Origin of the sequence: Stenotrophomonas testudinis (assembly GCF_024499815.1) — a bacterium.
In the GTDB taxonomy this organism is placed as follows: Bacteria; Pseudomonadota; Gammaproteobacteria; order Xanthomonadales; family Xanthomonadaceae; genus Stenotrophomonas.
Genome location: NZ_JAMOKY010000022.1, coordinates 33,911 through 59,512 on the forward strand (window position 1 = coordinate 33,911; position 25,602 = coordinate 59,512).

Annotated in this window: 21 protein-coding genes; 9 read left to right on the forward strand and 12 right to left on the reverse strand. The window is 67.9% G+C overall.

What is annotated here, in order from left to right:
* Positions 1-45 precede the first annotated feature (45 nt).
* The 4 genes from NQ204_RS12895 to NQ204_RS12910 all read right to left on the reverse strand — a co-directional run bounded on the left by NQ204_RS12895 (position 46) and on the right by NQ204_RS12910 (position 5,833).
* Positions 46-636 (reverse strand): HD-GYP domain-containing protein, encoded by a 591-nt coding sequence (locus NQ204_RS12895; protein ID WP_256644068.1) that lies wholly within the window; start codon positions 634-636, stop codon positions 46-48.
* 95 nt (positions 637-731) lie between these two features.
* A complete protein-coding gene (gene mfd / locus NQ204_RS12900; protein WP_256644069.1) occupies positions 732-4,196 on the reverse strand; it encodes a transcription-repair coupling factor in 3,465 nt (1,154 codons plus the stop codon).
* A 105-nt stretch (positions 4,197-4,301) separates the two neighbouring features.
* Entirely contained in the window at positions 4,302-4,847 is a 546-nt protein-coding gene (locus NQ204_RS12905) for a GNAT family N-acetyltransferase (RefSeq protein WP_079221197.1), read from the reverse strand.
* A 128-nt stretch (positions 4,848-4,975) separates the two neighbouring features.
* Complete coding sequence (locus NQ204_RS12910; RefSeq protein WP_256644070.1) at positions 4,976-5,833, reverse strand: 23S rRNA (adenine(2030)-N(6))-methyltransferase RlmJ; 858 nt, start codon at positions 5,831-5,833, stop codon at positions 4,976-4,978.
* 35 nt (positions 5,834-5,868) lie between these two features.
* Here NQ204_RS12910 and creB point away from each other — a divergent pair, with 35 nt between their 5' ends.
* The 5 genes from creB to NQ204_RS12935 all read left to right on the forward strand — a co-directional run bounded on the left by creB (position 5,869) and on the right by NQ204_RS12935 (position 11,596).
* Positions 5,869-6,597, forward strand: coding sequence for a two-component system response regulator CreB (gene creB / locus NQ204_RS12915; protein ID WP_116864164.1), 729 nt, complete (start codon positions 5,869-5,871; stop codon positions 6,595-6,597).
* Positions 6,598-6,600: 3 nt separating this feature from the next.
* Positions 6,601-8,061: a two-component system sensor histidine kinase CreC gene (gene creC / locus NQ204_RS12920; RefSeq protein WP_256644071.1), complete on the forward strand. Its 1,461-nt coding sequence runs from the start codon at positions 6,601-6,603 to the stop codon at positions 8,059-8,061.
* Positions 8,062-8,142: 81 nt separating this feature from the next.
* Entirely contained in the window at positions 8,143-9,462 is a 1,320-nt protein-coding gene (gene creD, locus NQ204_RS12925; protein WP_256644072.1) for a cell envelope integrity protein CreD, read from the forward strand.
* A gap of 10 nt (positions 9,463-9,472) precedes the next feature.
* Positions 9,473-9,883 (forward strand): hypothetical protein, encoded by a 411-nt coding sequence (locus NQ204_RS12930; protein ID WP_116864161.1) that lies wholly within the window; start codon positions 9,473-9,475, stop codon positions 9,881-9,883.
* A gap of 162 nt (positions 9,884-10,045) precedes the next feature.
* The gene (locus NQ204_RS12935) at positions 10,046-11,596 is read left to right on the forward strand and encodes a M20/M25/M40 family metallo-hydrolase (protein WP_256644081.1); all 1,551 of its coding nucleotides are present in this window, start codon (positions 10,046-10,048) and stop codon (positions 11,594-11,596) included.
* 54 nt (positions 11,597-11,650) lie between these two features.
* Here the strand turns inward: NQ204_RS12935 and NQ204_RS12940 are convergent, their stop codons facing one another.
* On the reverse strand, positions 11,651-12,295 hold the full coding sequence (locus NQ204_RS12940; RefSeq protein WP_256644073.1) for a hypothetical protein: 645 nt from the start codon (positions 12,293-12,295) through the stop codon (positions 11,651-11,653).
* A gap of 484 nt (positions 12,296-12,779) precedes the next feature.
* On the opposite strand from NQ204_RS12940, the gene gltX reads away from it, so the two are divergent.
* Together gltX and NQ204_RS12950 are read left to right on the forward strand one after the other, a co-directional pair.
* Positions 12,780-14,183, forward strand: coding sequence for a glutamate--tRNA ligase (gene gltX / locus NQ204_RS12945; protein ID WP_256644074.1), 1,404 nt, complete (start codon positions 12,780-12,782; stop codon positions 14,181-14,183).
* A 34-nt stretch (positions 14,184-14,217) separates the two neighbouring features.
* Entirely contained in the window at positions 14,218-14,709 is a 492-nt protein-coding gene (locus NQ204_RS12950; protein WP_079221204.1) for a Fur family transcriptional regulator, read from the forward strand.
* A 425-nt stretch (positions 14,710-15,134) separates the two neighbouring features.
* Here the strand turns inward: NQ204_RS12950 and NQ204_RS12955 are convergent, their stop codons facing one another.
* From NQ204_RS12955 to NQ204_RS12970, 4 genes are all read right to left on the reverse strand, one after another.
* Positions 15,135-16,301, reverse strand: coding sequence for an HlyD family secretion protein (locus NQ204_RS12955; protein WP_256644075.1), 1,167 nt, complete (start codon positions 16,299-16,301; stop codon positions 15,135-15,137).
* Positions 16,302-16,311: 10 nt separating this feature from the next.
* Entirely contained in the window at positions 16,312-17,985 is a 1,674-nt protein-coding gene (locus NQ204_RS12960; RefSeq protein WP_116864157.1) for an MFS transporter, read from the reverse strand.
* Positions 17,985-18,551 (reverse strand): TetR/AcrR family transcriptional regulator, encoded by a 567-nt coding sequence (locus NQ204_RS12965; protein ID WP_256644076.1) that lies wholly within the window; start codon positions 18,549-18,551, stop codon positions 17,985-17,987. The genes NQ204_RS12960 and NQ204_RS12965 overlap by 1 nt, the downstream gene beginning before the upstream one ends.
* A 268-nt stretch (positions 18,552-18,819) precedes the next feature.
* A complete protein-coding gene (locus NQ204_RS12970) occupies positions 18,820-21,021 on the reverse strand; it encodes a TonB-dependent receptor (RefSeq protein ID WP_256644077.1) in 2,202 nt (733 codons plus the stop codon).
* Positions 21,022-21,156: 135 nt separating this feature from the next.
* Here NQ204_RS12970 and NQ204_RS12975 point away from each other — a divergent pair, with 135 nt between their 5' ends.
* Entirely contained in the window at positions 21,157-21,576 is a 420-nt protein-coding gene (locus NQ204_RS12975; RefSeq protein ID WP_256644078.1) for a MerC domain-containing protein, read from the forward strand.
* A gap of 110 nt (positions 21,577-21,686) precedes the next feature.
* On the forward strand, positions 21,687-21,866 hold the full coding sequence (locus NQ204_RS12980) for a 30S ribosomal protein THX (RefSeq protein WP_079221211.1): 180 nt from the start codon (positions 21,687-21,689) through the stop codon (positions 21,864-21,866).
* Positions 21,867-21,941: 75 nt separating this feature from the next.
* Here NQ204_RS12980 and NQ204_RS12985 read toward each other — a convergent pair whose 3' ends face one another.
* The 3 genes from NQ204_RS12985 to NQ204_RS12995 form a co-directional block, all read right to left on the reverse strand.
* Positions 21,942-23,186 carry an alkaline phosphatase family protein gene (locus NQ204_RS12985; protein WP_116864153.1) on the reverse strand — a complete coding sequence of 415 codons (1,245 nt, stop codon included), beginning with the start codon at positions 23,184-23,186 and terminating at the stop codon, positions 21,942-21,944.
* A gap of 238 nt (positions 23,187-23,424) precedes the next feature.
* Positions 23,425-23,916: a methylated-DNA--[protein]-cysteine S-methyltransferase gene (locus NQ204_RS12990; RefSeq protein ID WP_116864152.1), complete on the reverse strand. Its 492-nt coding sequence runs from the start codon at positions 23,914-23,916 to the stop codon at positions 23,425-23,427.
* Positions 23,913-25,391: a DNA-3-methyladenine glycosylase 2 gene (locus NQ204_RS12995; RefSeq protein ID WP_256644079.1), complete on the reverse strand. Its 1,479-nt coding sequence runs from the start codon at positions 25,389-25,391 to the stop codon at positions 23,913-23,915. Before NQ204_RS12995 ends, NQ204_RS12990 begins: the two co-directional genes overlap by 4 nt.
* Positions 25,392-25,602 lie beyond the last annotated feature (211 nt).

A 25,602-nucleotide genomic window follows, 5' to 3' on the forward strand; every position in this document is an offset into this window, starting at 1 on the left:
GCGAAAGCGGGGCCTTTTTTGCTGTGGTGGGCCGGGAGGTCGACGCTACCCGGCCAGCATGTCGCGGAAACGCCTCAGCACGTACGGGTCAATCAACCCGCCGGCCTGCTCATCGAGGATGCGCAGCACCGCATCATGCTCCATCGCCTGGCGGTAGGGGCGGGCGCTGGTCATCGCGTCGTAGGCGTCGACCACGGTGAGGATGCGTGCGCCCAGCGGGATCGACTCGCCGTGCAGGCCATCGGGGTAGCCGCTGCCGTCGTGGGCTTCGTGATGGGCGCGGATCAGCCGCGCCACCGGCACCGCATCGCTGCGGCCGGTGGCCAGGAAGATGTGTTCGCCGCGCACCGGGTGCTCGCGCATGATCGCGCGATCCTCGTCGGTGTGCCGGCGCGGGCTCAGCAGCACGTCATCGGGGATGCCGATCTTGCCGATGTCGTGGAAGCGCGCGGCCAGGCCGACGTGCGCGCGGCTGTCGTTGTCCATGTCGCAGTGGACGGCCAGGCGCTGCGCGAGCAGGCCGACGCGGTCGCAGTGATGGCGGGTGTAGGCATCGCGCATCTGCAGCGACATCGACAGTGCATCGACCAGGCAGGCATCGGTGTGCAGCAGATCGGGAGGGTTGGAATCAAGCATGGGGTGGCGCCGCCTTGGCACGCAGAAACAACAAGGCCCGCGTCTGCGGGCCCGGATGGGGTGGGGTGGTGCATAGGGTAACGCGTGCGCCGGGGTCAGCGCAGCGCCAGGGTCAGCAGCAGCGCACGGGCCGCGTTGAAGCGGTCCTCCGGCAACGGCAGCGGGTGCTTGATGCGCAGCTTGTCCGGCCCTTCCATGGCATACAGGTTGGGCTGCTTCTGGATCAGCTGGATCACCGCCATCGGGTCGATGTTCGGCCTGGATTCGAACACGATGCGGCCGCCGTTCTCGCCCAGGTCCAGCTTGCGGATGCCCAGGGTGTTGGCCTGCAGCTTGAGTTCGGCAATGGCGAAAAGGTGCTTGGCCGCATCCGGCAGCAGGCCGAAGCGGTCGATCATCTCCACCTGCAGCTCGCGCAGTGCCTCGCTGTCACGCGCGCTGGAAATGCGCTTGTACAGGGTCAGGCGGGTGTGCACGTCCGGCAGGTAGTCTTCCGGGATCAGCGCCGGCACATGCAGTTCCACTTCGGCACCGCGTACTTCCTCGCCGGCATCCAGGTCGGGCAGCTTGCCCTGCTTGATGCTGCGCACCGCGCGCTCCAGCAGCTCGGTGTAAAGGCTGAAGCCCACTTCGGCCATCTGCCCGCTCTGGTCCTCGCCCAGCAGTTCGCCGGCACCGCGGATTTCCAGATCGTGCGTGGCCAGGGTGAAGCCGGCACCGAGTTCGTCCATCGAGGCGATCGCTTCCAGGCGCTTTTCCGCATCCGGGGTGATCGAGCGACGGTCCGGCGCCACCAGGTAGGCATACGCACGGTGGTGCGAACGACCGACGCGGCCGCGCAGCTGGTGCAGCTGGGCCAGGCCGAAGCGGTCGGCGCGGTTGATGATGATGGTGTTGGCGTTGGGGATGTCGATGCCCGATTCGATGATCGTGGTCGACAGCAGCACGTTGAAGCGCTGCTTCTGGAAATCCAGCATCACCTTTTCCAGCTCGCGCTCGGGCATCTGCCCGTGGGCAATGCCGATGCGTGCTTCCGGCACCAGCTCGGACAGCTCGCGCTGCATGCGGCCGATGCTTTCCACGTCGTTGTGCAGGAAGTACAGCTGGCCACCACGCGCCAGCTCGCGCTGGAAGGCTTCGCGCAGCAGCGCGTCGTCCCACTGGGTGATGAAGGTCTGCACCGCCAGCCGGTTCGGCGGCGGGGTGGCGATGATCGACAGGTCGCGCAGGCCGGCCATCGCCATGTTCAACGTACGCGGGATCGGCGTGGCGGTCAGGGTCAGCAGGTGCACGTTGGCGCGCAGCGCCTTCAGTGCCTCCTTCTGGCGCACGCCGAAACGCTGCTCCTCGTCGACGATGACCATGCCCAGGTCCTTGAACTTCACGTCCGGCTGCAGCAGGCGATGGGTACCGACGATGACGTCGATGGTGCCGGCGGCGACCTTCTCCAGTTCGGCCTTGATTTCCTTGGTGCTCTTGAAGCGCGACAGCACTTCCACCTTCAGCGGGTAATCGGCGAAGCGGTCGCGGAAATTGCGGTAGTGCTGCTCGGCCAGCAGCGTGGTCGGCACCAGCACCGCCACCTGCTTGCCGGCGCTGGCCGCGGCAAACGCCGCGCGCACGGCCACTTCGGTCTTGCCGAAGCCGACGTCGCCGCAGACCACGCGGTCCATCGGCTGGCTGCTGGCCAGGTCGCGCAGGGTCGCGTCGATGGCGGCCAGCTGGTCGGGGGTTTCCTCGAACGGGAAGCCGGCGGCGAACGGTTCGTACATCGCGCGGTCCACCTGCAGCGCCAGGCCGGCACGCGCCTGGCGGCGGGCCTGGATCTCCAGCAGCTCGGCGGCCACGTCGCGCACCTTCTCGGCGGCCTTGCGCTTGGCCTTGGTCCACTGCTCGCCACCCAGCGAATGCAGCGGCGCGGTTTCCGCCGATGCGCCCGAATAGCGGCTGATCAGGTGCAGCTGGGCCACCGGCACGTACAGGCGGTCGCCCTTGGCGTATTCGATTTCCAGGAACTCGCCGGGCATGCCGCCGACGTCCATCGCAATCAGGCCACGGTAACGGCCTACGCCATGGTCTTCGTGCACGATCGGCGCGCCTTCGGTCAGCTCGCCGAGGTCGCGGATGATGGCTTCCGGCTCGCGGCCGGCACGGCGCGTGCGGCGGGTGCTGCCGGCGCGCTCGGGGAACAGCTGGCGCTCGGTGAGTACCGCGATGCGCGGCTCATCCAGCGCGAAGCCGTCTTCCAGCGGCGCCACGGTAATTGCGAAGCGCGCATCGTCGGCGAGGAAGCTGGGCAGGTCGGCCACCACCGGTGGCTTCAGCTCGGCGGCCTGCAGGACTTCCAGCAGGGCTTCGCGGCGGCCCGGTGAATCAGCGGCGATCAGCACCCGGCCCGGGTAGTGGCCGAGGAAGGACTTCAGTGCATCGCCGGCCGGTGCTTCGCGTGCGGCCACCGGCAGCGGCGGCAGCGGCTGGTCACCCAGCGCATGCGCATCGGCGATGCGTGCGTGCTCGGGTGCCCACACCTCGATGCGCGCGGCATCGTTCAAGCGTTCGCGCAGCAGTTCCGGCGACAGGTACAGCGCCGACGGCGGCAGCAGCGGCCGTTCCACATCGTGGCGGCGCTGTTCGTAACGGTCACCAGTCTGCGCCCAGAAGGCGACGGCCGCTTCATCCGCACCGGTGCACACCACCGGCAGGCTGCCGGCGGGCAGGTAGTCGAACAGGGTGGCGGTGCGGTCGAAGAACAGCGGCAGGTAGTACTCGATGCCGGCCGGGGCCAGCCCGGATTTCAGATCCTGGTACAGCGAGCTGCGCCGGGTATCGACATCGAAGCGCTCGCGCAGCGTGCCCAGCACGCGGGCGATGCTGGCATCGTCCATCGGCACTTCGCGGCCAGGCAGCATGTGCACCGACTCGACCTTGTCCAGCGAGCGCTGGCTTTCCGGATCGAAGGCGCGGATCGAATCGATGTCCTCGTCCAGCAGTTCCACCCGCAGCGGCTCGTCGGCGCCCATCGGGAACACGTCGAGCAGGCCACCACGCACGGCGAAATCGCCCGGGTCCATCACCTGCGGCACGTTGCGGTAGCCGGCGCTTTCCAGGCGCCGCTTCTCGGCCTCCAGGTCCAGGCGCTGGCCGACCTTCAGGTCGAAGCTGCCACCGATGACGTAGCTGCGCGGAGCCAGCTGCTGCAGCACCGTCTGCACCGGCACAACCACCAGGCCGCGCTTGAGCGTGGGCAGGCGGTGCAGGGCGGCCAGGCGCTGCGAAATGATGTCCGGGTGCGGGCTGAAGCGGTCGTAGGGCAGCGTTTCCCAATCGGGGAACGCCACCACCGGCAGGTCCGGATCGGTGCCGATCAGGGTCTGCAGGTCGGCTTCGAGCTGGTTGGCGCCGTGGTTGTCACGGGCGATCACCAGCAGCGGCGCGTCGTGCGCGCGCGCGGCCTGGACCAGGTACCAGGCCAGGGCGGTCGGCGAGGCGGGGGCGCGCCACCAGGCGCGGAGCTGGCCGGCGCGAGGCAACGGCGGGGCGGGGTATGAGGTACGCGACATGGACCGCCGATCTTAGCAGAAGGGTTTGTCGCGACCGTGTGCGCAAGTAGAGTCGAGCTTGCTCGACTGCCGGTGAATCTGCGCCGGCCAGCGGCCGGCGCTACCTCAGTTGTCCAGTTCCAGCACCATGCGCACCAGGCCATCGGCGCCATTGGGGTGCGGCACCGGCTTGAAGCCCAGCGAGGCGGCCAGCTGCTTCATCGGCTCGTTCTCGGCGGCCACGTCGCCATACAGGCGGTCCAGGTACTTGCCTCGGCCCCATTTCACCAGCTTGCGCATCAGCTGGCGGCCCAGGCCCTGGCCGATCAGAAAGCGGCTGATCAGGATCGCGTACTCGGCTTCACGGGTGCCGGGGATGATCGAGGCACGCGCGACCGCGCCCACCACCGCTTCACCGGCAGGCAGCGATTCAGCGGCTACCAGGGTGATTTCGGTCTTCGGGTTGGGGTGGGTCAGGCGCTGGGTGGTGTCCGGCGAAAGCTCGGTCACCGACTGCAGGAAACGGTCACGGATTTCTTCCGGCCCGAAGAGGCTGAAGGCGGCCTGCAGCGGCGCGCCGTCTTCCGGGCGGATGGGGCGGATCAGCAGCTCGTGGCCGCTGGGAGCCTTGAAGATCTCATGCCAGGGCGGCATGCGGTTGCGAGTGGCCATACCGGGTGATTCCTTGGTGGTCCATCGATTGTGGCATCACCGGGGCTGCATTCCGTGAACGAAAGGCTCACGGGCGTACAGCCTCGTGAAGGCGGCAGATCGTCGCCCGATCGACGCTTGCGCGTGGGCTATTCGGCCGCCTTGAGCCAATCCAGCCGGGTGGTGGCACCCGGCTCGCCCAAGTGCTGGCGCAGCGCCGGCAGGGCCGGGCCGACCACCCGGTCGAACTGCCAGGGGGCATTGAGCAGCAGCATGCCGCTGCCGTTGAGGCGCAGCGGGGAGTCGTCCGGACGCACCAGGAACTCGATGGTCATGGCCGATTTCACCGGCAGGGCAGCCGCCTTGCGCAGGAAATGCAGGATGGTGCGGCGCTGCTTGATCGGGAACCAGACCGCGCAGGTGGCCTGCGGCCAGCGCGCCAGGGTCTCGGCCAGGGCGGCCAGGATGGCCTGGTACTCGGCATCCTGTGCCTCGTACGGCGGGTCGATCAGGACCAGGCCACGGCCGATCTTGCTGCCGTTGACCTTCGGCGGCAGCTGCGAACGCAGCAGCGCGTAGCCATCGCCCTGGTGCACGCCCACGCGGTTGTCGTGGGCAAACAGCGCCTTCAACTGGGCCGCTTCGTCGTCCTGCAGCTCGCAGACCGCCATCCGGTCCTGCGCGCGCATGGCCTGGGCACTCAGCAGCGGCGAGCCCGGGTAGGTGATCATCGCGCCCACCGGGTTGTCGGCCTGCACGGCCTTCAGGTACCGCTCGATGACCTCCGGCAGCTTGGGCTGGGCCATCAGGCGCATGATGCCGTCTTCGGCCTCCAGGGTCTTGCGGCCCTCTTCGCTGGCCAGCAGGTAACGGCCGGCACCGCCATGGGTGTCGAGCACGAAGAACGGGCTGTCCTTGCGCTTGAAGCTGTCGATCAGGGCCAGCTGCACGATGTGCTTGAGGACATCGGCATGGTTGCCGGCATGGAAGGCGTGGCGATAGTTCATGGGCGGCAGTGTACGGGGCGGCGGCCGCAGCGGCTATGCTGCGCGCCATGACAGCCCCCGTTGCCCAGGTCCTGGTAGTCGAGGACGAAGCCGCCATCGCCGAAACCGTGCTGTATGCCTTGCGCAGCGAAGGCTACGCGGCCAGCCACTGCCTGCTCGGCGGGCAGGCCCTGCAGCGCCTGCAGGAGGGCGATGTGGACGTGGTGGTGCTGGACGTGGGCCTGCCCGACCTCAGCGGCTTCGAGGTGTGCCGCCGGCTGCGCGCTCTACCGGGGCCGCAGGCGCAGGTGCCGGTGATCTTCCTGACCGCCCGCAACGATGAGCTGGACCGCGTGCTGGGCCTGGAACTGGGCGCCGACGATTACATGGCCAAGCCCTTCTCACCGCGCGAGCTGGTGGCCCGGGTACGCGCCCGGCTGCGTCGGGTGGCGCCGACCGCCCCGGCCGTGGCGGCGGTCGAGCCTGGCTGGCGCGAGCACGGTGCCTTCGCCATCGACCGCGAGGGCCGGCGCATCCGTTACCGAGGCCACGCCCTGGACCTGACCCGCTACGAATACGCCCTGCTGGAAGCGCTGCTGCAGCGCCCCGGCGCCATCCTCAGCCGCGCCCAGCTGATGGACCGCGGCTGGGACAGCAGCGCCGACAGTACCGACCGCACCGTCGATACCCACGTCAAGACGCTGCGCGCCAAGCTGCGTGCCGCCGGTGCCAGCGACGACCCGATCCGCACCCATCGTGGCCTGGGCTACGCGCTGGAGACCTGAGCCATGCGCCTGGTACTGAAGCTGTTCCTGGGCTTCTTCCTGATCACCGGCATCGCCGCCTTCTTCGTCATGCGCGTGTTCGTCAACGAGGTGAAGCCGGGCGTGCGCCAGGCGATGGAATCGACCCTGGTCGATGCGGCCAACGTGCTCGCCGAAATGGCCGCCGCCGACGTCAAGGCCGGCACGATCGGCAATGGCAGCTTCACCCGCAACCTGGCCAAGGCCCGCCAGCGCGATCTGAAGGCGATGGTCTGGCGCTTCCCAAAGCGTTCGCTCGATTACCGGGTAACCATCACCGATGCGCGCGGCATCGTCATCTACGATTCGCTGGGCCGCGACGTCGGCCGCGACAATTCGCGCTGGAACGATGTCTACCGCACGCTGCGCGGCGAGTACGGCGCGCGCTCCAGCCCGGAAGTGCCCGGCAGCGAGGGCGACACGGTGATGCACGTGGCCGCGCCGGTCTATGATCCCGCCGATGGCCACACCCTCATCGGCGTGCTGAGCCTGGCCCAGCCCAACCGCAGCATCGATCCGTTCATTGCCGCCAGCCAGCGCGCCATCATGGAGCGAGGGGCGTGGCTGATCGGCCTGTCCGCGCTGGTCGGCGTGCTGGTGACGATGTGGCTGACCACTGGCCTCGGCCAGCTCAGCCGCTATGCACGCGCGGTCACCGCCGGCGAGCCGGTGCCGCCGCCGCGACGCCGCCGCGATGAGATCGGCGATCTCGGTCAGGCCCTGGAAACCATGCGCCGCAAGCTGGAAGGCAAGGCCTACGTCGAGCAGTACGTGCAGTCGCTGACCCATGAGATGAAGAGCCCGCTGGCCGCCATCCGCGGTGCCGCCGAGCTGCTGCAGGAACCGATGCCCGATGCCGACCGCGCGCATTTCGCGCGCAGCATCGTCGACCAGCAGGAGCGGTTGACCGAGACCATCGACAAGCTGCTGGCGCTGGCCGAAGTGGAACAGCATGGCTGGCTGCAGACCCGCGACCCGATCGCGCCGGCCACGCTGCTGGACGATGCCGCGGCCGCCGCGCAGGTGCGTGCACAGGCAGCCGGTGTAGTGGTGCGGATCGGTGCGGTGCCCGACCTGCGCGTGCACGGCGATGCCTATCTGCTGCGGCAGGCGCTGCAGAACCTGATCGACAATGCGGTGGCGTTCTCGGCGCCCGGCGGCGAGGTCGAGCTGGAGGCGGTGGCCGATGGCCAGGGCGTGTGCCTGCACGTGGCCGACCGTGGCGCGGGCGTGCCCGAGTACGCGCGTGACCGGGTGTTCGAGCGCTTCTATTCGCTGGCGCGGCCCGGCAGTGGCCGGCGCAGCTCCGGCCTTGGCCTGCCGTTCGTGCAGGAAGTGGCGCGCCTGCACGATGGCCGCGCCAGCCTCGAGCCGCGGCCCGGCGGCGGCACGGTCGCAAGCCTGTGGCTGCCGCTGGGTGCACTGGCGCAGCGCGCCCGTCGCTGACTTCACATTCGCTTCAAATTCGCCACAAACCCTGCTCACCGCCGCCGTCCATCCTGCAGTCCTCTCCAACGAGGACGGACGATGAAATCCCTGAAGATGCTGTTGCGGTTCGCCATCGTCGGCGGACTGATCCTGCTGCTGCTGATCCCGCTGACGATGATCCGCGGCGTCATCAACGAACGCAGCGCGTACCGCGACGAGGCCTTCGCGCGGGTGGCCGACAACCGCGCGGGTGCGCAGCGCCTGGTCGGCCCGGTGCGGGTGGTGCCGTGGGTGGAACGCCGGCAGGTCGAGGTGGTCGACGCCAAGGGCAACAAGAAGACCGAGGAGCAGGTGACCGAAGGCCACTGGCTGCAGATGCCGGCCTCGCTGGAGGTGGGCGGCGAGATGCTGCCGAGCCAGCGCGAGATCGGTCTGTTCAAGGTGCCTGTCTACAGCTGGAACGGCCAGTTGAAGGCGACCTTCGCGGCCGACGATTACCCGGTGAAGCCCGGCCGCAGCTATGGCCAGCCGTACGTGGTGCTGGGCGTGTCCGATGCGCGTGGCCTGGTCGGCACGCCGGACCTGCGCGTGGATGGCAAACAGGTGCGGCTGCTGCCGGGTGTCGGCGCGGCCAGCGAGGTCGGCCGTGGCCTGCATGCGCCGGTGGCCGGTTTCGCCGAGAGCCACGGCGGCACCCTGGCCGGCAGCAGCATCGAACTGGACCTGCGTCTGGACGGCAGCCGCGCGCTGTCGGTGGTGCCGGTGGGTGATGACACCCGGATCGCCCTGCGCTCGAACTGGCCGCACCCGTCCTTCAGCGGTGCGTTCCTGCCCAACGAACGCCGGGTCGATGCGCAGGGCTTCAACGCGCAGTGGGCGGTCTCCTCGCTGGCCTCGGATGCACAGGCGCAGCTGCGCCGTGACGGTGCGATGGATTCGCAGGCGGTGACCGTGTCGCTGGTCGATCCGGTCGACACCTATACCCAGGCCGACCGCGCTTCGAAGTACGGCATCCTGTTCGTGGTGCTGACCTTCGTCGGCTTCATCCTGTTCGAACTGATCAAGTCGCTGCGCATCCACCCGCTGCAGTACCTGATGGTCGGCCTGGCGCTGGCGATCTTCTTCCTGCTGCTGATCAGCCTGTCCGAGCACATCACCTTCTGGAAGGCCTACCTGGTCTCGGCCGTGGCCTGCATCGGCCTGCAGGCGGTGTACCTCGCCCATGTGCTGGGCCACTGGAAGCGCGGCCTCGGCTTCGCCGCGCTGCTGACCCTGCTGTACGGCGCGCTGTATGGCCTGCTGGTCTCGGAAAACAACGCGCTGCTGATGGGGTCGCTGCTGCTGTTCGTGATCCTGGCGCTGGCGATGTGGGTGACCCGGCGGGTCGACTGGTACGCGCTGGGCGCGGAACTGAAGTAAGGAGCACGCCATGGGCTGGCGCCAGGGATTGTGGCAACGGGCACGGCAGGGCGTTCCGACGCTGCTGGAAGTGGATGCACTGCTGCAGGCACATGGCGTGCTGGCGGCCCTGCCGGGGGCACGGATCGCCCCCGGCCTGGTCCGCTTCCAGCTGGCCGCGGTGACCTGTGAGGGATTGCAGCGCAAGGGGCTGGACTGGCTGGTCGGCGCGCGGCAGGGACGCGGCGCGCTGGCCGGGCGGGTGCCGCGCTACCGGCCATGGAAGGCCGGCGCGGCGGCGCTGTCGGAGATCGGCATCGACGGCCTGCCGCCGGATTGGCCCGCGCATGCCGCGGTGTACGGCTGCAGCAGCGTCGACCAGCGCCACTGGCTGTTGCTGCTGCCGGAGCGCGCGCAGCTGTGGTTGGGGTGGCGTGGGTGATCGCGGTGCGGCCCATGACCGATGGGACGGGGGCGCCGCGCTGCTGCTGGCTAGACTCGATGGGTTGACGATCGAGCCGAAGGGCAGGGGTGTGGCGTGTTGAAATGGAACGGGCTGAAGTGGGGCGCGCTGAAGTGGGGCGTGCTGGCCGCATCGCTGGCGATGGGTGGCAATGCGATGGCGCAGCAGCGCGAACCGGTGGACCTGGACATGGTCAGCCGCATCCGCCAGGAGGCCTTCCACCGTTCGCAGGTGATGGACACCTTCAGCTACCTCACCGAACGCATCGGCCCGCGCCTGACCAATTCGCCGGCAATGGGCCGCGCCAATGCCTGGACCCGCGGCAAGTTCAGCGAATGGAAGCTGGACAACGTGCACGACGAAGCCTTCGATGATTTCGGCCGCGGCTGGGAATTCACCTCGGCCAGCGTGGAAATGCTGGGCGACCGCGTGCAGCCGCTGCACGCCCTGCCCAAGGCGTGGACGCCCGGCACCCGCGGCCCGGTCGAGGGCGAGCTGGTGCACGTGGAGATCAAGAAGCCCGAGGACATCGAGCAGTACCGCGGCAAGCTGCGCGGCAAGATCCTGCTGCTGGGCGAGGCGCGCGAGTACAAGCGCGGCACCGAGCCGGACTCGCACAGGCACGACGCCACCTCGCTGGAAGGCCTGCAGGAATTCACACTGCCCAAGGACGTGGCCGCCGAGCGGGCCAAGCGGGTGAAGGAATACAAGGAACGCCAGGAGCTGGCCGCCAAGGTCAACGCCTTCTTCGTCGAAGAGGGCGCGCTGGCCTCGATCAGCATCAGCAGCTGGGACAACGGCATCATCCGCGTCGCCGGTGGTGGTTCGCGCAAGGCCGGCGAATCGGTGGGCATCCCGGAACTGGCGATGATCGCCGAGCACTTCAACCCGCTGGTGCGCGCGCTGGACGCCAAGCAGCCGGTACGCCTGCGCGTGGACGTGGCTGCGCGCTTCACCGACGAGGCCGACCAGCCCGGCTACAACACGCTGGCCGAGATCCGCGGCAGCAGCAAGCCCGACGAAGTGGTGATGATCGGCGCCCATCTGGATTCCTGGCACAGCGGCACCGGCGCGGCTGACAACGCCGCCGGCGTGGCGGTGATGATGGAGGCGATGCGCATCCTCAAGGCCACCGGCGCCAAGCCGAAGCGGACCATCCGCGTGGCGTTGTGGAGCGGCGAGGAGCAGGGCCTGATCGGCTCGCAGGCCTATGTGGCCAGGCACTTCGGTCGTTTCCCCGAACCCACCGACCCGGCCCAGAAGACGCTGCCGGCGTCGCTGCGCGACCCGACCGGTGCCCTGCAGAAGACCCGCGATTACGGCAGGTTCCAGGTCTACTTCAACATGGACAACGGCTCCGGCCGGTTCCGGGGCATCTACGCCCAGGAAAACCTGGCGGCGATGCCGATCTTCGAAGCCTGGCTGGCCCCGTTCCATGACGTGGGCGCCACCACCGTGGCCACCCGCAACACCGGCAGCACCGACCACATCAGCTTCGACCGCATCGGCCTGCCGGGCTTCCAGTTCATCCAGGACCGCCTGGACTACTTCACCAACGTCCACCACAGCCACCTGGACACCTGGGACCACGCCGAACCGGATGACCTGAAGCAGGCCGCCGCCATCGTGGCTTCGTTCGCCTACAACGCAGCGATGCGCGAGCAGTCCTTCCCGCGCAAGGCTGAACCGTGAAAAGAGGGCACGGAGGGGATAAATCGTTTCTCCCCTCCGTCGCCGCAGATTGCATCATTCTGGGATCGAGACGATCTGGTTGATGGCCGGATCGATGGCGAACACTGCCCGGATCGATGGTTTACCGTCGAGTGTCTTTACCTGATTGGACAGACTTGCAGCCTGGAAGTAGGTCGTTCCGTCGTGCTGCATGAGCGGTCGGATATCCAACGGGTCTCTGACCGGATCTGACAGCTCTGCCAGGCACAGTTGCCGGCCGCAGCTGAAGTCCAGCACTGTGCGTTCGCGGCCTTCCTCCGACAGGCCGCTCTGGAGGTGGCTGGAAAACAGAGCGGTCGACTCGGACAGTTCCCTGTCTGTCGAAGCTGCAGCGTGCATGGCGTTGATCATGGCAGAGAAGGCGTCGGCGTCTGCTAGCAGCTCGTCAATTCGGCTCTCATCCAAGGCAGTGTCGTAAATCAGATTCGCCTCATTGGGCGCGTCACCCCGATGAAGATTCGGCAGGAGAGGCTTTGGACCCGAATGAGAGACTGTGCCGGCGAGTTCCCGCTCGGCGGCGTCTGGCGCGGTTCTTGAGGCACGGCTGGAGTTCTGCGCGGAAGGACTGTGCGGAGGGCCATTTGTCGAAAAATGCCATGCCAGTGCGCCGACCGTCACTCCAGTCATGAGTAGCCACAGAGCAGTCTTTCTTGCATTCATTTGAAGTGCTCAGGTCACTGGCCCGGTTTCTACGAGTGCTTCCCCCGGGGCGGAGGTTTTGGTTACCCAGCCGCCTTTGCTGTCCCAGACCGAGAAGCCTCCCCCCGGTCGTGTGGACACCACGCACGAGTTCTGGCAGGTGTAGTAGTGGCTGTTGATTTTGACGGTAGTTGAGGCCCTGGACTCAGATAGGCCGAAAAGACTGACAATGACCAGGCCAGCAACCCCGTATGCGGTCTTCATCGGCCAAGATCTCTGGAGGCCTTGCCGCAGGAGGCTGCCCTTGTTTGCTGTGGCGATCGCGCACGGTTGCGGCAATGCGGCATCTGATGAAAAGGATGGATGGCTCATGTAGAAACGTCCCTGCTTCGTTGAGGTATGTTCAGGTTACATTCGGGTAGGACGACGAGATACAGGACGATTTGTAATTTTAGCGGTATGCAATCCGGTAAAATCTGGAGGATTCCCGTTCCCCGAGCCCTCCATGATCTGCCGCACCCGCTTCGCCCCCAGCCCCACCGGTTACCTGCACATCGGCGGTGCCCGCACCGCGCTGTACTGCTGGCTGGAGGCCCGCCACCGCGGCGGCGAATTCGTGCTGCGCATCGAGGACACCGACCGTGAACGCAGCACCCAGGGCGCGATCGACGCGATCCTGGAGGCGATGGACTGGCTGGGCCTGGACTACGACGTCGGCCCGATCTACCAGACCGACCGCGTCGCCCGTTACCTGGAAGTGGCCGAGCAGCTGGTGGCCGACGGCAAGGCGTACTACGCCTACGAGACCCGCGAAGAGTTGGACGCGATGCGCGAGGCCGCCATGGCCAGGCAGGAAAAGCCGCGCTACAACGGCGCCGCTCGTGAGCTGGGCCTGCCGCGCAAGGACGACCCGAACCGCGTCATCCGCTTCAAGAACCCGCTCGACGGCACCGTGGTGTTTGACGACCTGATCAAGGGCCGCATCGAGATCGCCAACAGCGAGCTGGATGACATGGTCATCTTCCGCCCGGACGGCTACCCCACCTACAACTTCGCGGTGGTGGTGGACGACTGGGACATGGGCATCAGCGAGGTCATCCGCGGCGACGACCACATCAACAATACCCCGCGCCAGATCAACCTGTACGAAGGCATCGGCGCCCCGGTGCCGAAGTTCGGCCACATGCCGATGATCCTGGACGAGCAGGGTGCCAAGCTGTCCAAGCGCACCGGCGCGGCCGACGTGATGCAGTACAAGGACGCCGGCTACCTGCCCGACGCGCTGCTGAGCTACCTGGCCCGCCTGGGCTGGTCGCACGGTGACCAGGAGCTGTTCAGCCGCCAGGAACTGATCGACCTGTTCGACGTGACCAACTGCAATTCCAAGGCCTCGCGCCTGGACATGGCCAAGCTGGGCTGGGTCAACCAGCACTTCCTGAAGACCGAGGAGCCGGCCAGCATCGTGCCGCACCTGGTCTACCAGCTGGAAAAGCTGGGCCTGGACGTGGCCGCCGGCCCGGCGCCGGTGGACGTGGTGATCGCCCTGCGCGAGCGCGTGCAGACCCTGAAGGAAATGGCCGAGAAGGCCGTGGTCTGGTACCAGCCGCTGACCGAGTACGACGACGCGGCCGTGGCCAAACACTTCAAGGCCGGCGCCGATCTGCCGCTGGGCAAGGCCCGCGAACTGCTGGCGGCCCTGCCGGAATGGACCGCCGAAGCCGTGGGTGTGGCCCTGCACGACGCTGCCGCTGCCCTGGAAATGGGCATGGGCAAGGTCGCCCAGCCGTTGCGCGTGGCCATCACCGGCACCCAGGTCAGTCCTGACATTTCCCATACCGTGTACCTGGCCGGCCGCGAGCAGGCCTTGAAACGCATCGATGTGGCCATCACCAAGGTAGCAACGGCCTGAGCCCTGCCGCCCAGACCTGAACCGGAGAACGCGCATGCCCGCCAAACCAGCTTCTGCCTGTACCGCCCCGCACCACCACGTCCACGACGCATCGGATTTCGTGGCGGTGGTCGAGCGCGTCTCGCGTGAGCGCGGGCTGCGCCTGACCCCGATCCGCGCCAACGTGCTCAAGCTGATCGCCGAGGCCGGCAAGCCGGTCAAGGCCTATGAACTGCTGGAGTGGGTGCGCAACGGCAAGGGCGTGGGCGCGGATGCCCCGCCCACCGTCTACCGCGCGCTCGACTTCCTGATGGCGAACGGCTTCGTGCACAAGCTGGAATCGGTGAATGCCTTCGTGGCCTGCCACCACCCCAGCAGCGCGGCGCATTCGGTGCCGTTCCTGATCTGCAACAGTTGCCACAGCGCGGTGGAGCTGGAAGACCGCGAGATCGTCACCCAGCTGGAAAAGCGCGCCAAGGAGCTGGGTTTCCAGCCGCAGGCGCAGACCCTGGAAGTGCACGGCCTCTGCGCGCGCTGCGCCGGCTGACAGATCGGGATCCTGGGGTCAGATCCGTTTTGCCAAGGCGATAGGGAACTGACCCCGAATGACGACCGGCCCGACCTCACAGACGCTGGCGCAGCCGCTTCAACGCCACCTTGCGCGCAGCACCATTTCTTCCTCTTCCAGCGCCTGCTGCGAGCGGGGTAGTGATCGTTCCTGACCAGAAGCAGTCGAGCATGGCTCGACTCTACAAAAACAAAGCGGAGCCGCAGGCCCCGCTTTTGATTCTATTCCTTTGATTCACGTGGCTGATGCGCACGGAGAATGTCCGGGGCCGGCCCTGCGCAGCCCACCCACCCGGCCCATCCAGCAATCCCACCGCAACGATCAGCCACGAGGGGCTCCGCCGTTCGCCGCCTACGGCGAAGCCGCGCGGTTGGGCAGCAAGAGCAATCGACCAACGGTCGACTCTACCGCGCAGGCGCAGGCTCCGCCGCCGTATCCACCCGCGCGATCACCGACATCCCCGGCCGCAGCCGCGCCGCCAGCTCCTGCCCCGGATCAATCGAAATCCGGATCGGGAGCCGCTGCACCACCTTCGTGAAGTTGCCGCTCGCATTGTCCGGGCGCAGCACGCTGAACTCCGAACCGGTGGCCGGCGCGATCTGCTCCACGTGGCCGTGCAGGCGCTGGCCCTTGAACGCATCCACCGAGAACGTCACCGGCTGGCCGATGCGCATCTGCCAGGTCTGGCCTTCCTTGTAGTTGGCCACCACCCACTGCGCCTCCGGCACGAGGAACAGCAGCTGCGAACCGGCTGCCACGTATTGGCCCACGCGCACGCTGGCCTCGCTGATCTGCCCGTCGCGCGGTGCGTGGATGACCGTGTTGGCCAGATCGATGCGCGCCAGTTCCAGCTGCGCTTGTGCGCTTTCCACCTGCGCCTCGAGTCCCTTGCGCGCCACCTGGGTCGACACCAGTGTTTCCTCGGCGATACGGATCTGCGCCTGCGACTGCTGCACGCTGGCTTGCGCCGATGCCTGCGCGGTGCGGAACTTGTCGCGGTCGTTGACCGAGACCAGTTGCTGCGCGGCCAGTTCTTCGTAGCGCTTGGCTTCGTTGCGCGAGCGCTGCAGCTCGGCCTGGCCGGCCGACAGCGTGGCGCGTGTCGAAGCAATCTGTGCGCGGTTCTGTGCCTGCGACTGGTCCGAGTTGGCCAATGCCGCGCGCGCGCTGTCCAGCGCCGCTTCGGCCTGCGCCACCTTCTGCGCGTAGATGCGGTCGTCGATGCGCAGCAGCGGCTCGCCTTTCTTGACGTGCTGGAAGTCCTTCACCAACACCTCGGTGACATAGCCGGCAACCTGCGGCGCCATCACCGTGATCTGCCCGCGCACGTACGCGTTGTCGGTGACCATTACGCTGCTGGTGAACGGCCACAGGTTCCAGGCACGCAGGATCAGGGCGATGCCCAGCAGCGCCACCACCACCATCACCACCACGCTGCGCGAGGTGGGCTTGAGGTATTTCGGCGCCGCTGCCGGCGCGGCGGGCGTGGGTGCAGGCGCGGCGTCGGTCGGCGGCGCTGGGCTGACGTTGTCGGGGGCGTCGCTGTCGGGGCGAGGTGGTAGCGGGGACATGGCGGCGGGCTCAGTGGGGCGGGGCGGCGGTGGCCGCAAGGGGAGGGGACGGGTGGCGCTTGTGCCATTGCTTGAGCACGGCGGTACGCAGCGACAGCAGCAGCAACCAGCACAGGAAGCCGATGGCCAGCCAGCCGCTCAAAGTGAACACATCATTGAAGGCGCGCACATTGGCCTCGCGGCGGGCCGTGATCGCCAGCTGCGCGGTTCCTTGTGCGCTGCGCAGCACCGGGTCGGTGATCTGCGCGGCGTAGATCTGCTGCTGGATGCGCAGGCGCTGCGCGACCACGGGGTCGGCCGGGTCCAGCTGGCTGGTGATGGCGCTGGAATACAGCTGCTCGCGATGCAGCTGGAAGGTGCCCAGCACCGCCGAACCGGCCAGGCCACCCAGGGTCTGGGTGATCGACAGGGTGACCAGGAAGGTGATCATGTGGTCTACGCCCTGTTTCAGCGCGGCGGAAATGCCGAGCATGATCAGCGGGCCCATGAACATGCCGGCACCGACCGAGGCCAGGAACTGGCTGATGTAGAAGTCGTGCGGCCGGTCCAGGCTGGTGCGGCTCTGGTCGAAGAAGGCGGCGGTGCCCAGCAGCAGGATGGCCATCAGCAGCTGTGCGATCAGCCGCTTCGGCCCGAAGGTGAGCGAGGCACCGGCGATGCCGACGATCACCCCGGCCAGGATCACCACGAACAGCGGGCGCATCTGGTCCGGGCCCATGCCCAGCGTGCGCATCAGGTTGACCACGCCGTAGGACTGTTCGGTGGTGAGGAAGCGCAGCAGGAACGCGCCGACGATGAAGTGCAGCACCGGCAGCGTCGACAGCCAGCGGATCTGCAGCAGCGGGTTGCGCCGGTAGTGCTCGATGACCAGTGCCGTGGTGGCCAGCGCAATCGAAGCGACCAGCGCCCAGCCCAGCCACGGCGTGTTCAACCACCAGCGTGTGTAGCCCTGCGCCAGTACCACCACCAGCAGCGCCACGGCCGGTGCGAGCAGAGTGAAGGTGAGGAAATCCAGCGGTTCGAACGCCTTGATCTGCATGCCCGGCGGCAGTTTCAGCACCACCACCGCGGCGAACGCGCACAGCGCGAGGCCGGCCTCGAACGAGTACAGCTGGTGCCACTGGCCGGTATCGACCAGCGCCGGCGAGACGATCCAGGCGAGGGGCACCGCCAGTTGCGACAGACCGACACCAATCACCAGCAGATTGCCGGTGAAGCGGCGCGGCAGCGCCTGCAGCATGTACAACGTGCCGAGCGTCGAACATGCGGCGCCGGCAAAGCCGCTTGCCGCGCGGGTCAGCATCGTGGTCTCGAAGCTGCCGACGAACAGGTGCAGCACCGCCAGCGCCGCATACAGGCCCAGACCGATCTCGGCGAACAGGCGGATGCCGTACTGCTGGCGGAACTTGAAGGCCAGCAGGTTGGCGGTGACGTTGACCATGGCATAGGCCGCCACCAGCCAGCTGCCCTGGGTGGGCGTCAGTGCGAGCTGGCCCTGCAGGAAGGGCAGGTTGGCGGTGACCAGCGCATTGCCCAGGCCGCCGGTGATGGCCACCAGCAGCGAGACCAGCGCGTAGGCCGCGCGACGGTACGGGGGGTGCCAGGGCATCGAGGCCGAACCGGGCATGGTCGGCTTCTCGTGCTCCTCCCAGTCCGGAACCGGCTTGAGATACGGCTGGACCATCAGCGCCCCTGGTTGGCTGCTCCCTGGAGGCCGCCGCGCAGCAGCTGCAGGGCGCGCCCGGCGAGGTGGGCACGCTCTTCGCGGGTCTTGCCGCGCAGGGCTGCGCCCAGCATGCCCGAGATCAGTGAAATATCCGTCTTTTCCAGGTCCGACCGGCACAGGCCGGCGGCTTTGGCGCGGGCGATGGGCGCTTCCAGCAGGTCGCGCACGGTCTCGCGCGCGATGCGCATGGCGGGCACGTCCGAATCCACCGCGCGCCAGTAGTCGGCCAGCGCCGGCGAATCGATGATGCGCTGGGCCATGCCTTCAAAGACCTCGAACAGGGCGTCGTCGCGGTCGCCCAGCTGTTCCACCTGGCGGCGGATGCGGTCGACGGTCCGCTGCAGCAGCGCCTGGATCAGCGCGGTGCGGTCGGGGAAGTTGCGGTACAGGGTGGCGCGGCCCACCTGGGCGCGTTCGACCACCAGGTCCAGGGGCGCGGTGACGCCGTGTTGGCCGAACACATGGTCGGCGGCATCAAGGATGAGGGCACGGCGGGCAGCAGCATCGGCACGTTGGGCGGTCATGGCTTCATTATCGGACACGCGTGTCCGGTTGGCGAGACAGTGAGTGACGGGAATGTCCGTTTGTTGCTGTACGCACATCTTTGTAAATGCGGCGTGAAGAAGATGCCCGTGGGAGCGCGCCCACAAAAAACGGGGGCCATGAGGCCCCCGGGAGAGAACGGCGATGAACGTCGCCAGGAAATGGTTGGCTGGGGTCGGATCCCTTTCCGCAGGAAAGGGCTCTGACCCCGCAGGCCTCAGTAGCTCCACGCCATGCGTGGATGACCGATCAGAAGTACGCGCGGATGCCGAAGGCGACACCGCGGCCCGGCAGCGGCGAATAGTCACGCAGCAGCGAGGTGTGCGGACGCACTTCGCGGTTGGTCAGGTTGCTGCCATCCAGGAATACCTCGTAGCTGTTGCTGTCGCTGCGGTCCCAGCGGTAGGCGAAGTGCGCATCGACCAGGGTGTAGCCGTCGCTCGGCGCCTCGTTCTGGGCCACGTCCTTCTGCCGGCTGTAGCGCACCGCGCCCACCGAGGCACGCCAGCCGTCCTTCGCCCAGCGCAGGTCGGCGCCGACGCGGGCCGGGGCGATGCGCGGCAGGTAACCGGTGTTGACCAGGTCCACGCTGTAGTTGTGGTTGTGGTCACCGTGCGGCACGGCGATGTCCAGCGTGCGGCTGCCGCTGCCATCCAGCTTGGCCTGCACGTAGTCACCGAACACGCGCAGGTCCCAGTCGCCGGCGTTGCCTTCGAACAGGTGCACCAGCGCCTCGGCCTCGGCACCCTTGAACACCGCATCCTGCTGCGTCCAGGTACGCACCGGCAGGCCTTCGGTGATGCCGGTGTCGGCCAGGTAGATGAAGTCCTTGAACTTGGTCTGGTAGATCGCGGCGGAGAAGTCCAGGCGGTCGCTGTGGGTGTGGATGCCCAGCTCGACGCGCTGGCCGCGCTCGGTCTTCAGGTCGGCATCGCCGATTTCCAGCGAACGGGTGGCGATGTGCGCGCCGGCCGCGTACAGCTCTTCATTGGTCGGTGCACGCTCGGAGCTGTCCACGCCGATGCGCAGGTCGACTGCATCGTTGAGCTTCCAGATGCCGGCGGCGGACAGGTTGGTGGCGTCGAACTTGCGGCGACGGTAGTCACCGGTCGGGTCCAGCTTCACTTGGTCGTGGCGGCCACCCAGTTCCAGCTTGAACGGGCCGAACTGCTTTTCCTGCAGCACGAACAGGCCTGCGTTCTTCGTGTTGGTGTCCGGTACGAACGCTTCTTCGCCGATGGCGCCGAAATCGCTGTTGCCGAACTGCACGCCGAACGCGCCGTCCCAGCCGCCGATCTGCTGCTGCACGGCTTCCAGGCGGGTTTCGATGCCACGGTTGGTGAAGCGGGTGGACGGCGTGCCGGCTTCCAGCTCCACGTGTTCGTAGTCGGTGTAGGCCACGCGCGCGTTGACGTTCTTCAGGAACGAGACCGGGTTGTAGATGCCGGCCTTGGTCTCGAAGCGGTTCTGCACCATGTCGATGCGGACGTCATGCTCGTCGCCTTCCTCCTCCTCCTCGCCATGGTCGTGGTCATGGTCGTGGTCATCGCCATCGGCATGCACGTGGGCGCCGTTGGGGATGCCGTAGTTGGTGCGGTAGGTGCTGGCCGACACGCCGAAGTATCCGCCTTCGCCCAGCCAGGTGGCACCGATGCCACCGGCGCGGGTACGGATGGAGCTGTTGTCCAGGCGGCCGCGGCGCGGCTCTTCGCCTTCCTCGCCTGCGTGGTCGTGGTCGTGGTCTTCGTGGTGGTCTTCCAGGCTGTCGATCACCGCGTAGCCGGGGATGCGGTAGTCATCGCCGTTGCGCACCAGACCGTCGACGTGCAGCACGACGTTGCCGCTGACGCCGTCGAGGCGGAACATGCCGCTGCGCTCGTCGTTGACCGAGTTGCCACGCACTTCGGCGCGGCCGCTGAGCGGACGGTCCGGCAGTTCGCGGGCGATGCGGCCATCGACCACGTTCACCGCGCCGCCGATGGCGCCGCTGCCGAACAGCAGGGTGGCCGGGCCCTTCAGCACTTCGATCTGGTCCGCCAGGAACGGCTCGATGCTGGCGGCGTGGTCGGCGCTGACGGTGGAGGCATCCATGTTGCCCATGCCGTTGGACAGCACGGCCACGCGCGGGCCTTCCTGGCCGCGGATGATCGGGCGGCCGACGCCGGGGCCGAAGAAGGTGCTCTGCACGCCGGGCAGCTTGGCCACGGTGTCACCCAGGGTGCCGGCCTTCTGCTCGTCCAGGCGCTCGCCGGCCAGCACGTCCACCGGGCGGGCCAGCGACTCGGCATCGCCCTGCAGCGGCGAGGCGGTGACCTGCACCGACGACAGCTCGGTCAGGTGGCGGTCACGATGGGTGTCCTGGTCGGCAGCGGCAAAAGCGGCCGATGGCAGCAGGGCGGCAAGGGCCAGAGCCAGGGAATGCGGCTTGAAACGTGGGGCGTGAGAGGGCATCCGGTGCTTCCTTTGTTACATTGTATCAATAGGGTGGCGCACGTATCCCGTCGTGGGACAGGGGGAGGGAAACCGTGCGGGTCGGGGACGGATGTTATATTATTCCATAACGATTCGCCGACCCTGCTGGAAGTCATGTCCCTGTCCTCCTCCTTCCGCCGCCTGCTCGACCGCTTCGGCGCCACCGGTTCGATGCTGTGCGCCGTGCACTGCGCGGTGATCCCTGTGCTGCTGGCGATCGCCCCTTCGCTGGGCCTTTCGTTCTGGCTGAGCGACGGCGTGGAAATGACCCTGGTGGTCTTCGTGACCCTGCTTGGCCTGTTCAGCCTGGTCATGGGCTACCGCCGCCATGGCGCCCTGCGCGCACTGGGTTTCCTGCTGCCGGGCCTGGTCGCCCTGTGGGCGGGCGTGCTGGTCGACGCGTTGCACCACAATGCCGTGCCGCATGCGATGGTGATGACGCTCGGCGGCCTGCTGGTGGGCGTGGCCCACCTGGTCAACCTGCGCCTGAACCACGTCCACGTCCACGTCCACGACGCCAGCTGCGCGCACTAGGCGCGTCGTGTTAGGCTTTGTGATCGTGCGCGGGGGCGTCCAGCAAGACGGCCCCGCCGAACCCGTGTCAGCACGGGGTAACCAGATTTCACACTTTAGGAGTTGAAGACATGGGTAAGGGTGACCGCAAGACCGCCAAGGGCAAGCGCTACAACGCCAGCTACGGCAATGCCCGTTCGCACACCGCGAGCAAGGTCGCTGTAGGCGCCGGTGCCCCGGTTGCCAAGAAGACCGTGGCCAAGGCTCCGGCCAAGAAGGCCGTGGCGAAGAAGGCTGCTGCCAAGGCCTGATCCGGCCGGGTTAGTGGTCCAAAGAAAAACGCGGCGCCTGGCGCCGCGTTTTTTTGTGCCCGGCGGCCGTTGGAATCAACGCAGTGTTTTCTGCAGCGTCTCGGCGTTGCCATCGTTCGGCGCGGCCGGCACCTGCAGCAGCTGCGCCAGCAGCGGATAGACGTCGACGTTGTCGAAGCCATCGATCACCAGCCCCTGGCGGAACGACGGACCGCGTGCGACGAACACGGCGCGCATCGAGGGCAGGGCATTGTCATAGCCGTGCGAGCCACGATCCTGGTGGGTGCGCGTGCTGATCCGCTCGGCGCGCAGCGCGTCCCAGCCCTCATCCATCTGGCAGACGATGGGTGGCACGCGCGGGTGCGAACCGTAGTGCCAGCGTGCCGGCAGCGATTCCTTCTTCCAGCATTCGTAGTGGGCGTGGCGACCGAGCAGGGCGCGCTCGGCCTGTGCCTCGCGGCCGGCGACCGGCGCGAAACCGACCGATTGGCCCTGGCTGACGTTGCGCGCAATGGACGGATCGGCCATCGATTCGGTGGACACCACATGGCCCTCGGCCACGCTGGCCATGCCGTGGTCGGAGACCACGATGACGTTGGTGGTGGCCGCCAGGCCCTCGGCTTCCAGGCCATCCAGCACCTGGCCGACGATCTCATCCGCCTGCACGATCGCATCGCGGTACTCGGTCGAATCGGGGCCATGGTTGTGGCCGGCCTTGTCGACGTTTTCCATGTACAGCGTGGTCAACCGCGGTGCATCGGCATCGGTCTGCGCCAGCCATTCCAGCACCGTGCGCGCGCGCTGCTGCAGCGGTTCCTTGCTGTTGTAGACCTGCCACTGGCTGGGGCGGGTCCCGTCGATCTCGGCTTCGCTGCCCGGCCAGGACGTGGTCGCGGTGCGCACGCCGACCTTCTCGGCACCGACCCAGATCGGCTCGCCGCCCCACCAGCCGCTGTTGGTCACCGCGTCGCGGTCGCCCAGGCTGAAACGGCCCAGCTGTGCATCGTCCATGCTGTTGTTGACGATGCCATGGTGGTCCGGCCGCAGGCCAGTGACGATGGTGTAGTGGTTGGGGAAGGTCAGCGACGGATAGGACGGCGTCATCCAGCGCGCACGCACGCCGCCATCGATGATGCGCTGCAGGTTCGGGGTGAGCCCCCGGTCCAGCGCATCGGCACGCAGGCCATCGATCGAGATCAGCAGCAATTTCGGCGGCGGCGCGTCGGCGCGCGCAACCGGCGCGGACGGAGAAGGCGTGGTCGTGCAGGCCGCCAAGGGCAGCAGCAACGCCAGCGAGCAGGTCAGGCGTACGGAAGTCATCCGGCAATCATAAGCGGCAGCAATGACGTACCCAAGACACGGCGCGCAGAAGCGCGCCGTGTCCGCGCATTTTTCCGCGTCCGGACACAGCGTGTCGACCAAGGTCGACACCTACCAACGGCCGCGCGTCGCAACAGCCGCGTGAACCTGCCATCCCACAGAATGCCGCTCCGGCTTTTGAAGTTGTCGTTGCATTGAGCGGGTGCAAGGCGCAGCCCTGCCGGAACACCCAGATCCCTCAGGCAAACAGCGGTGCCTGCCGCTGCTCCAGCCGCAGCAGCGCCGCCTTCGTCTCCAACCCACCCCCAAACCCGGTCAACGCACCATTGCTGCCAATCACCCGATGGCACGGCAGGATGATCGGCAACGGATTGCGCCCATTCGCCGCGCCCACCGCACGCGTCGCCGTCGGCTGGCCCAGGTGCTGCGCCAGCTGCAGGTAACTCCAGGTCTGCCCGAACGGAATCAGCGCCAACGCATGCCACACCCGCAGCTGGAACGGCGTGCCCTGCGGTGCCAGCACCAGATCGAACGTGCTGCGCTCACCGTGCAGGAACTGCAGCAGCTGCTCGCGCGCCTCCGGCAGCGCATCCGGTGAATACAGCCAGTCGCCGCGGCCACGCGCTGGGTGGCGGTTTTCCGGGAACAGCACGTGGGCCAGGCCACGTTCGTCACCGGCGATGGTCAGCTCGCCGATCGGGCTGTCGAAACGATCGAACAACAGGGTCATGTCGGTTCTCCAACAAACGTGCCGGACAGGTGCCACAGGTGCAGCACCGCATAGGCGCGCCAAGGACGCCAGGGTTGCGAACGCGCCTCGGCGGCGCGTTCGCTCAGGCGTTGGCCCTGCGCATGGCCGAGCACCTGCTGCAGCACCAGGTCACCGGCGGGGAAGGCATCGGGTTGGCCCAGGCCACGCAGGGCGATGTACTGCGCCGTCCACGGCCCGATACCAGGCAGGGCCACGCAGCGGGCGACGAAATCCTCCAGCGCCTGGCCGGGGCCGAAATCCAGTTCACCACTGGCACAGGCCGCCGCCAGCGCCCGCACGGTGGCCGCACGCGTGCGCGGCAGGCCGATCGATTCCAGCGGTGCCTCGGCCAGCTCCTCCGGTGCCGGAAACTGGCGGTCGAACTCGGCCGGCATGCCGGGCAGGTGCGCGCCCCATGCATCGACCAGGCGACGCGCGAAGGTGGTGGCCGCCGCGACGGTCACCTGCTGGCCCAGCACCGCGCGCACGGCCACTTCAAAACCATCCCAGCCACCGGGGACGCGCAGGCCAGGCCGCTCGGCGATGCCGCGTGCCAGCAGCGGTTCCTCGGCCAGGGCAGCGTGCACCTGCTGAAGGTCGGCATCGAGGTCGAACACCCGGCGCACGCGGCGCACGATGTCCGGAATCAACCGCGGATCGACCGCGCCCAGCTGCAGGCGCAGTTCCGGTCGCTTGGGGTCGGCGGTGACGCGCAGCAGGGTGGGGCGGTCCGGCGTGCCGAGCACGCGCTGGTAACTGTCCTCGCCGATCAGTTCGATGCCCGGCAGGCTGCGCTTGCGCAGGAAGTCGAGCATGCGCGGGAAGTCCAGCGGCGGGCGATAGCCCAGGCGCAGCACCAGGCCGCCATCGTCGGCTGCCGCGGGGGTGTGCTGGCGGCGCAACGCGGTCGGCGCCATGCCGCAGCCCTGCAGGAAGGCAGTGTTGAAGCGGCGCAGGCTGTTGTAGCCGGCGGCCAGGGCAACGTCGGTGACCGGCAGGGTGGTTTCGGTCAGCAGCTGCTTGGCCAGCAGCAGGCGATGGGTGGCGTGGATCTGCCCGGGCGTGGCGCCCAGGTGCTCGACGAACAGGCGCTGCAGCTGGCGTGCGCTCACGCCCAGTTTCGCACCGAGTTCGGCCACGGCCTGGTCCTGCAGGAAGCCGGCATGGATGAGCGCGAGGGCGCGCTGCACGGTTTGCCCGGCCAATGCCTGCTGTGCCTGCGGGGCGAGTTCTGGGCGGCAGCGCAGGCACGGTCGATAGCCGGCGGCAGCGGCTGCGGCGGCGGTCGGGTAGTAGCTGATGTTGCGCGGCTTCGGCGGCGGTGCTGGGCAGACCGGGCGGCAATAGATGCCGGTGCTGCGCACGGCGGTGAAGAACACGCCGTCGAAGCGCGCGTCGCGGGCCAGACGGGCGCGGTCGCAGGCGGCGTGGTCGAGGGTGGGGGCGGTGTCCATGGCGCCAGTCTAGGGCGGGGCGGGGGGAGATACTCGCCGGATTCGGACATGGATGTTGTTGGGGTTTTCGGCAGGGCTTGCAGCCCTGCACCCGCAGGGTCCACGTCAACGTCCGAGTCAAAAGCTGGCTATCTGTGGGGGGGGGGGGGGGGGGGGGGGGGGGGGGGGGGGGGGGGGGGGGGGGGGGGGGGGGGGGGGGGGGGGGGGGGGG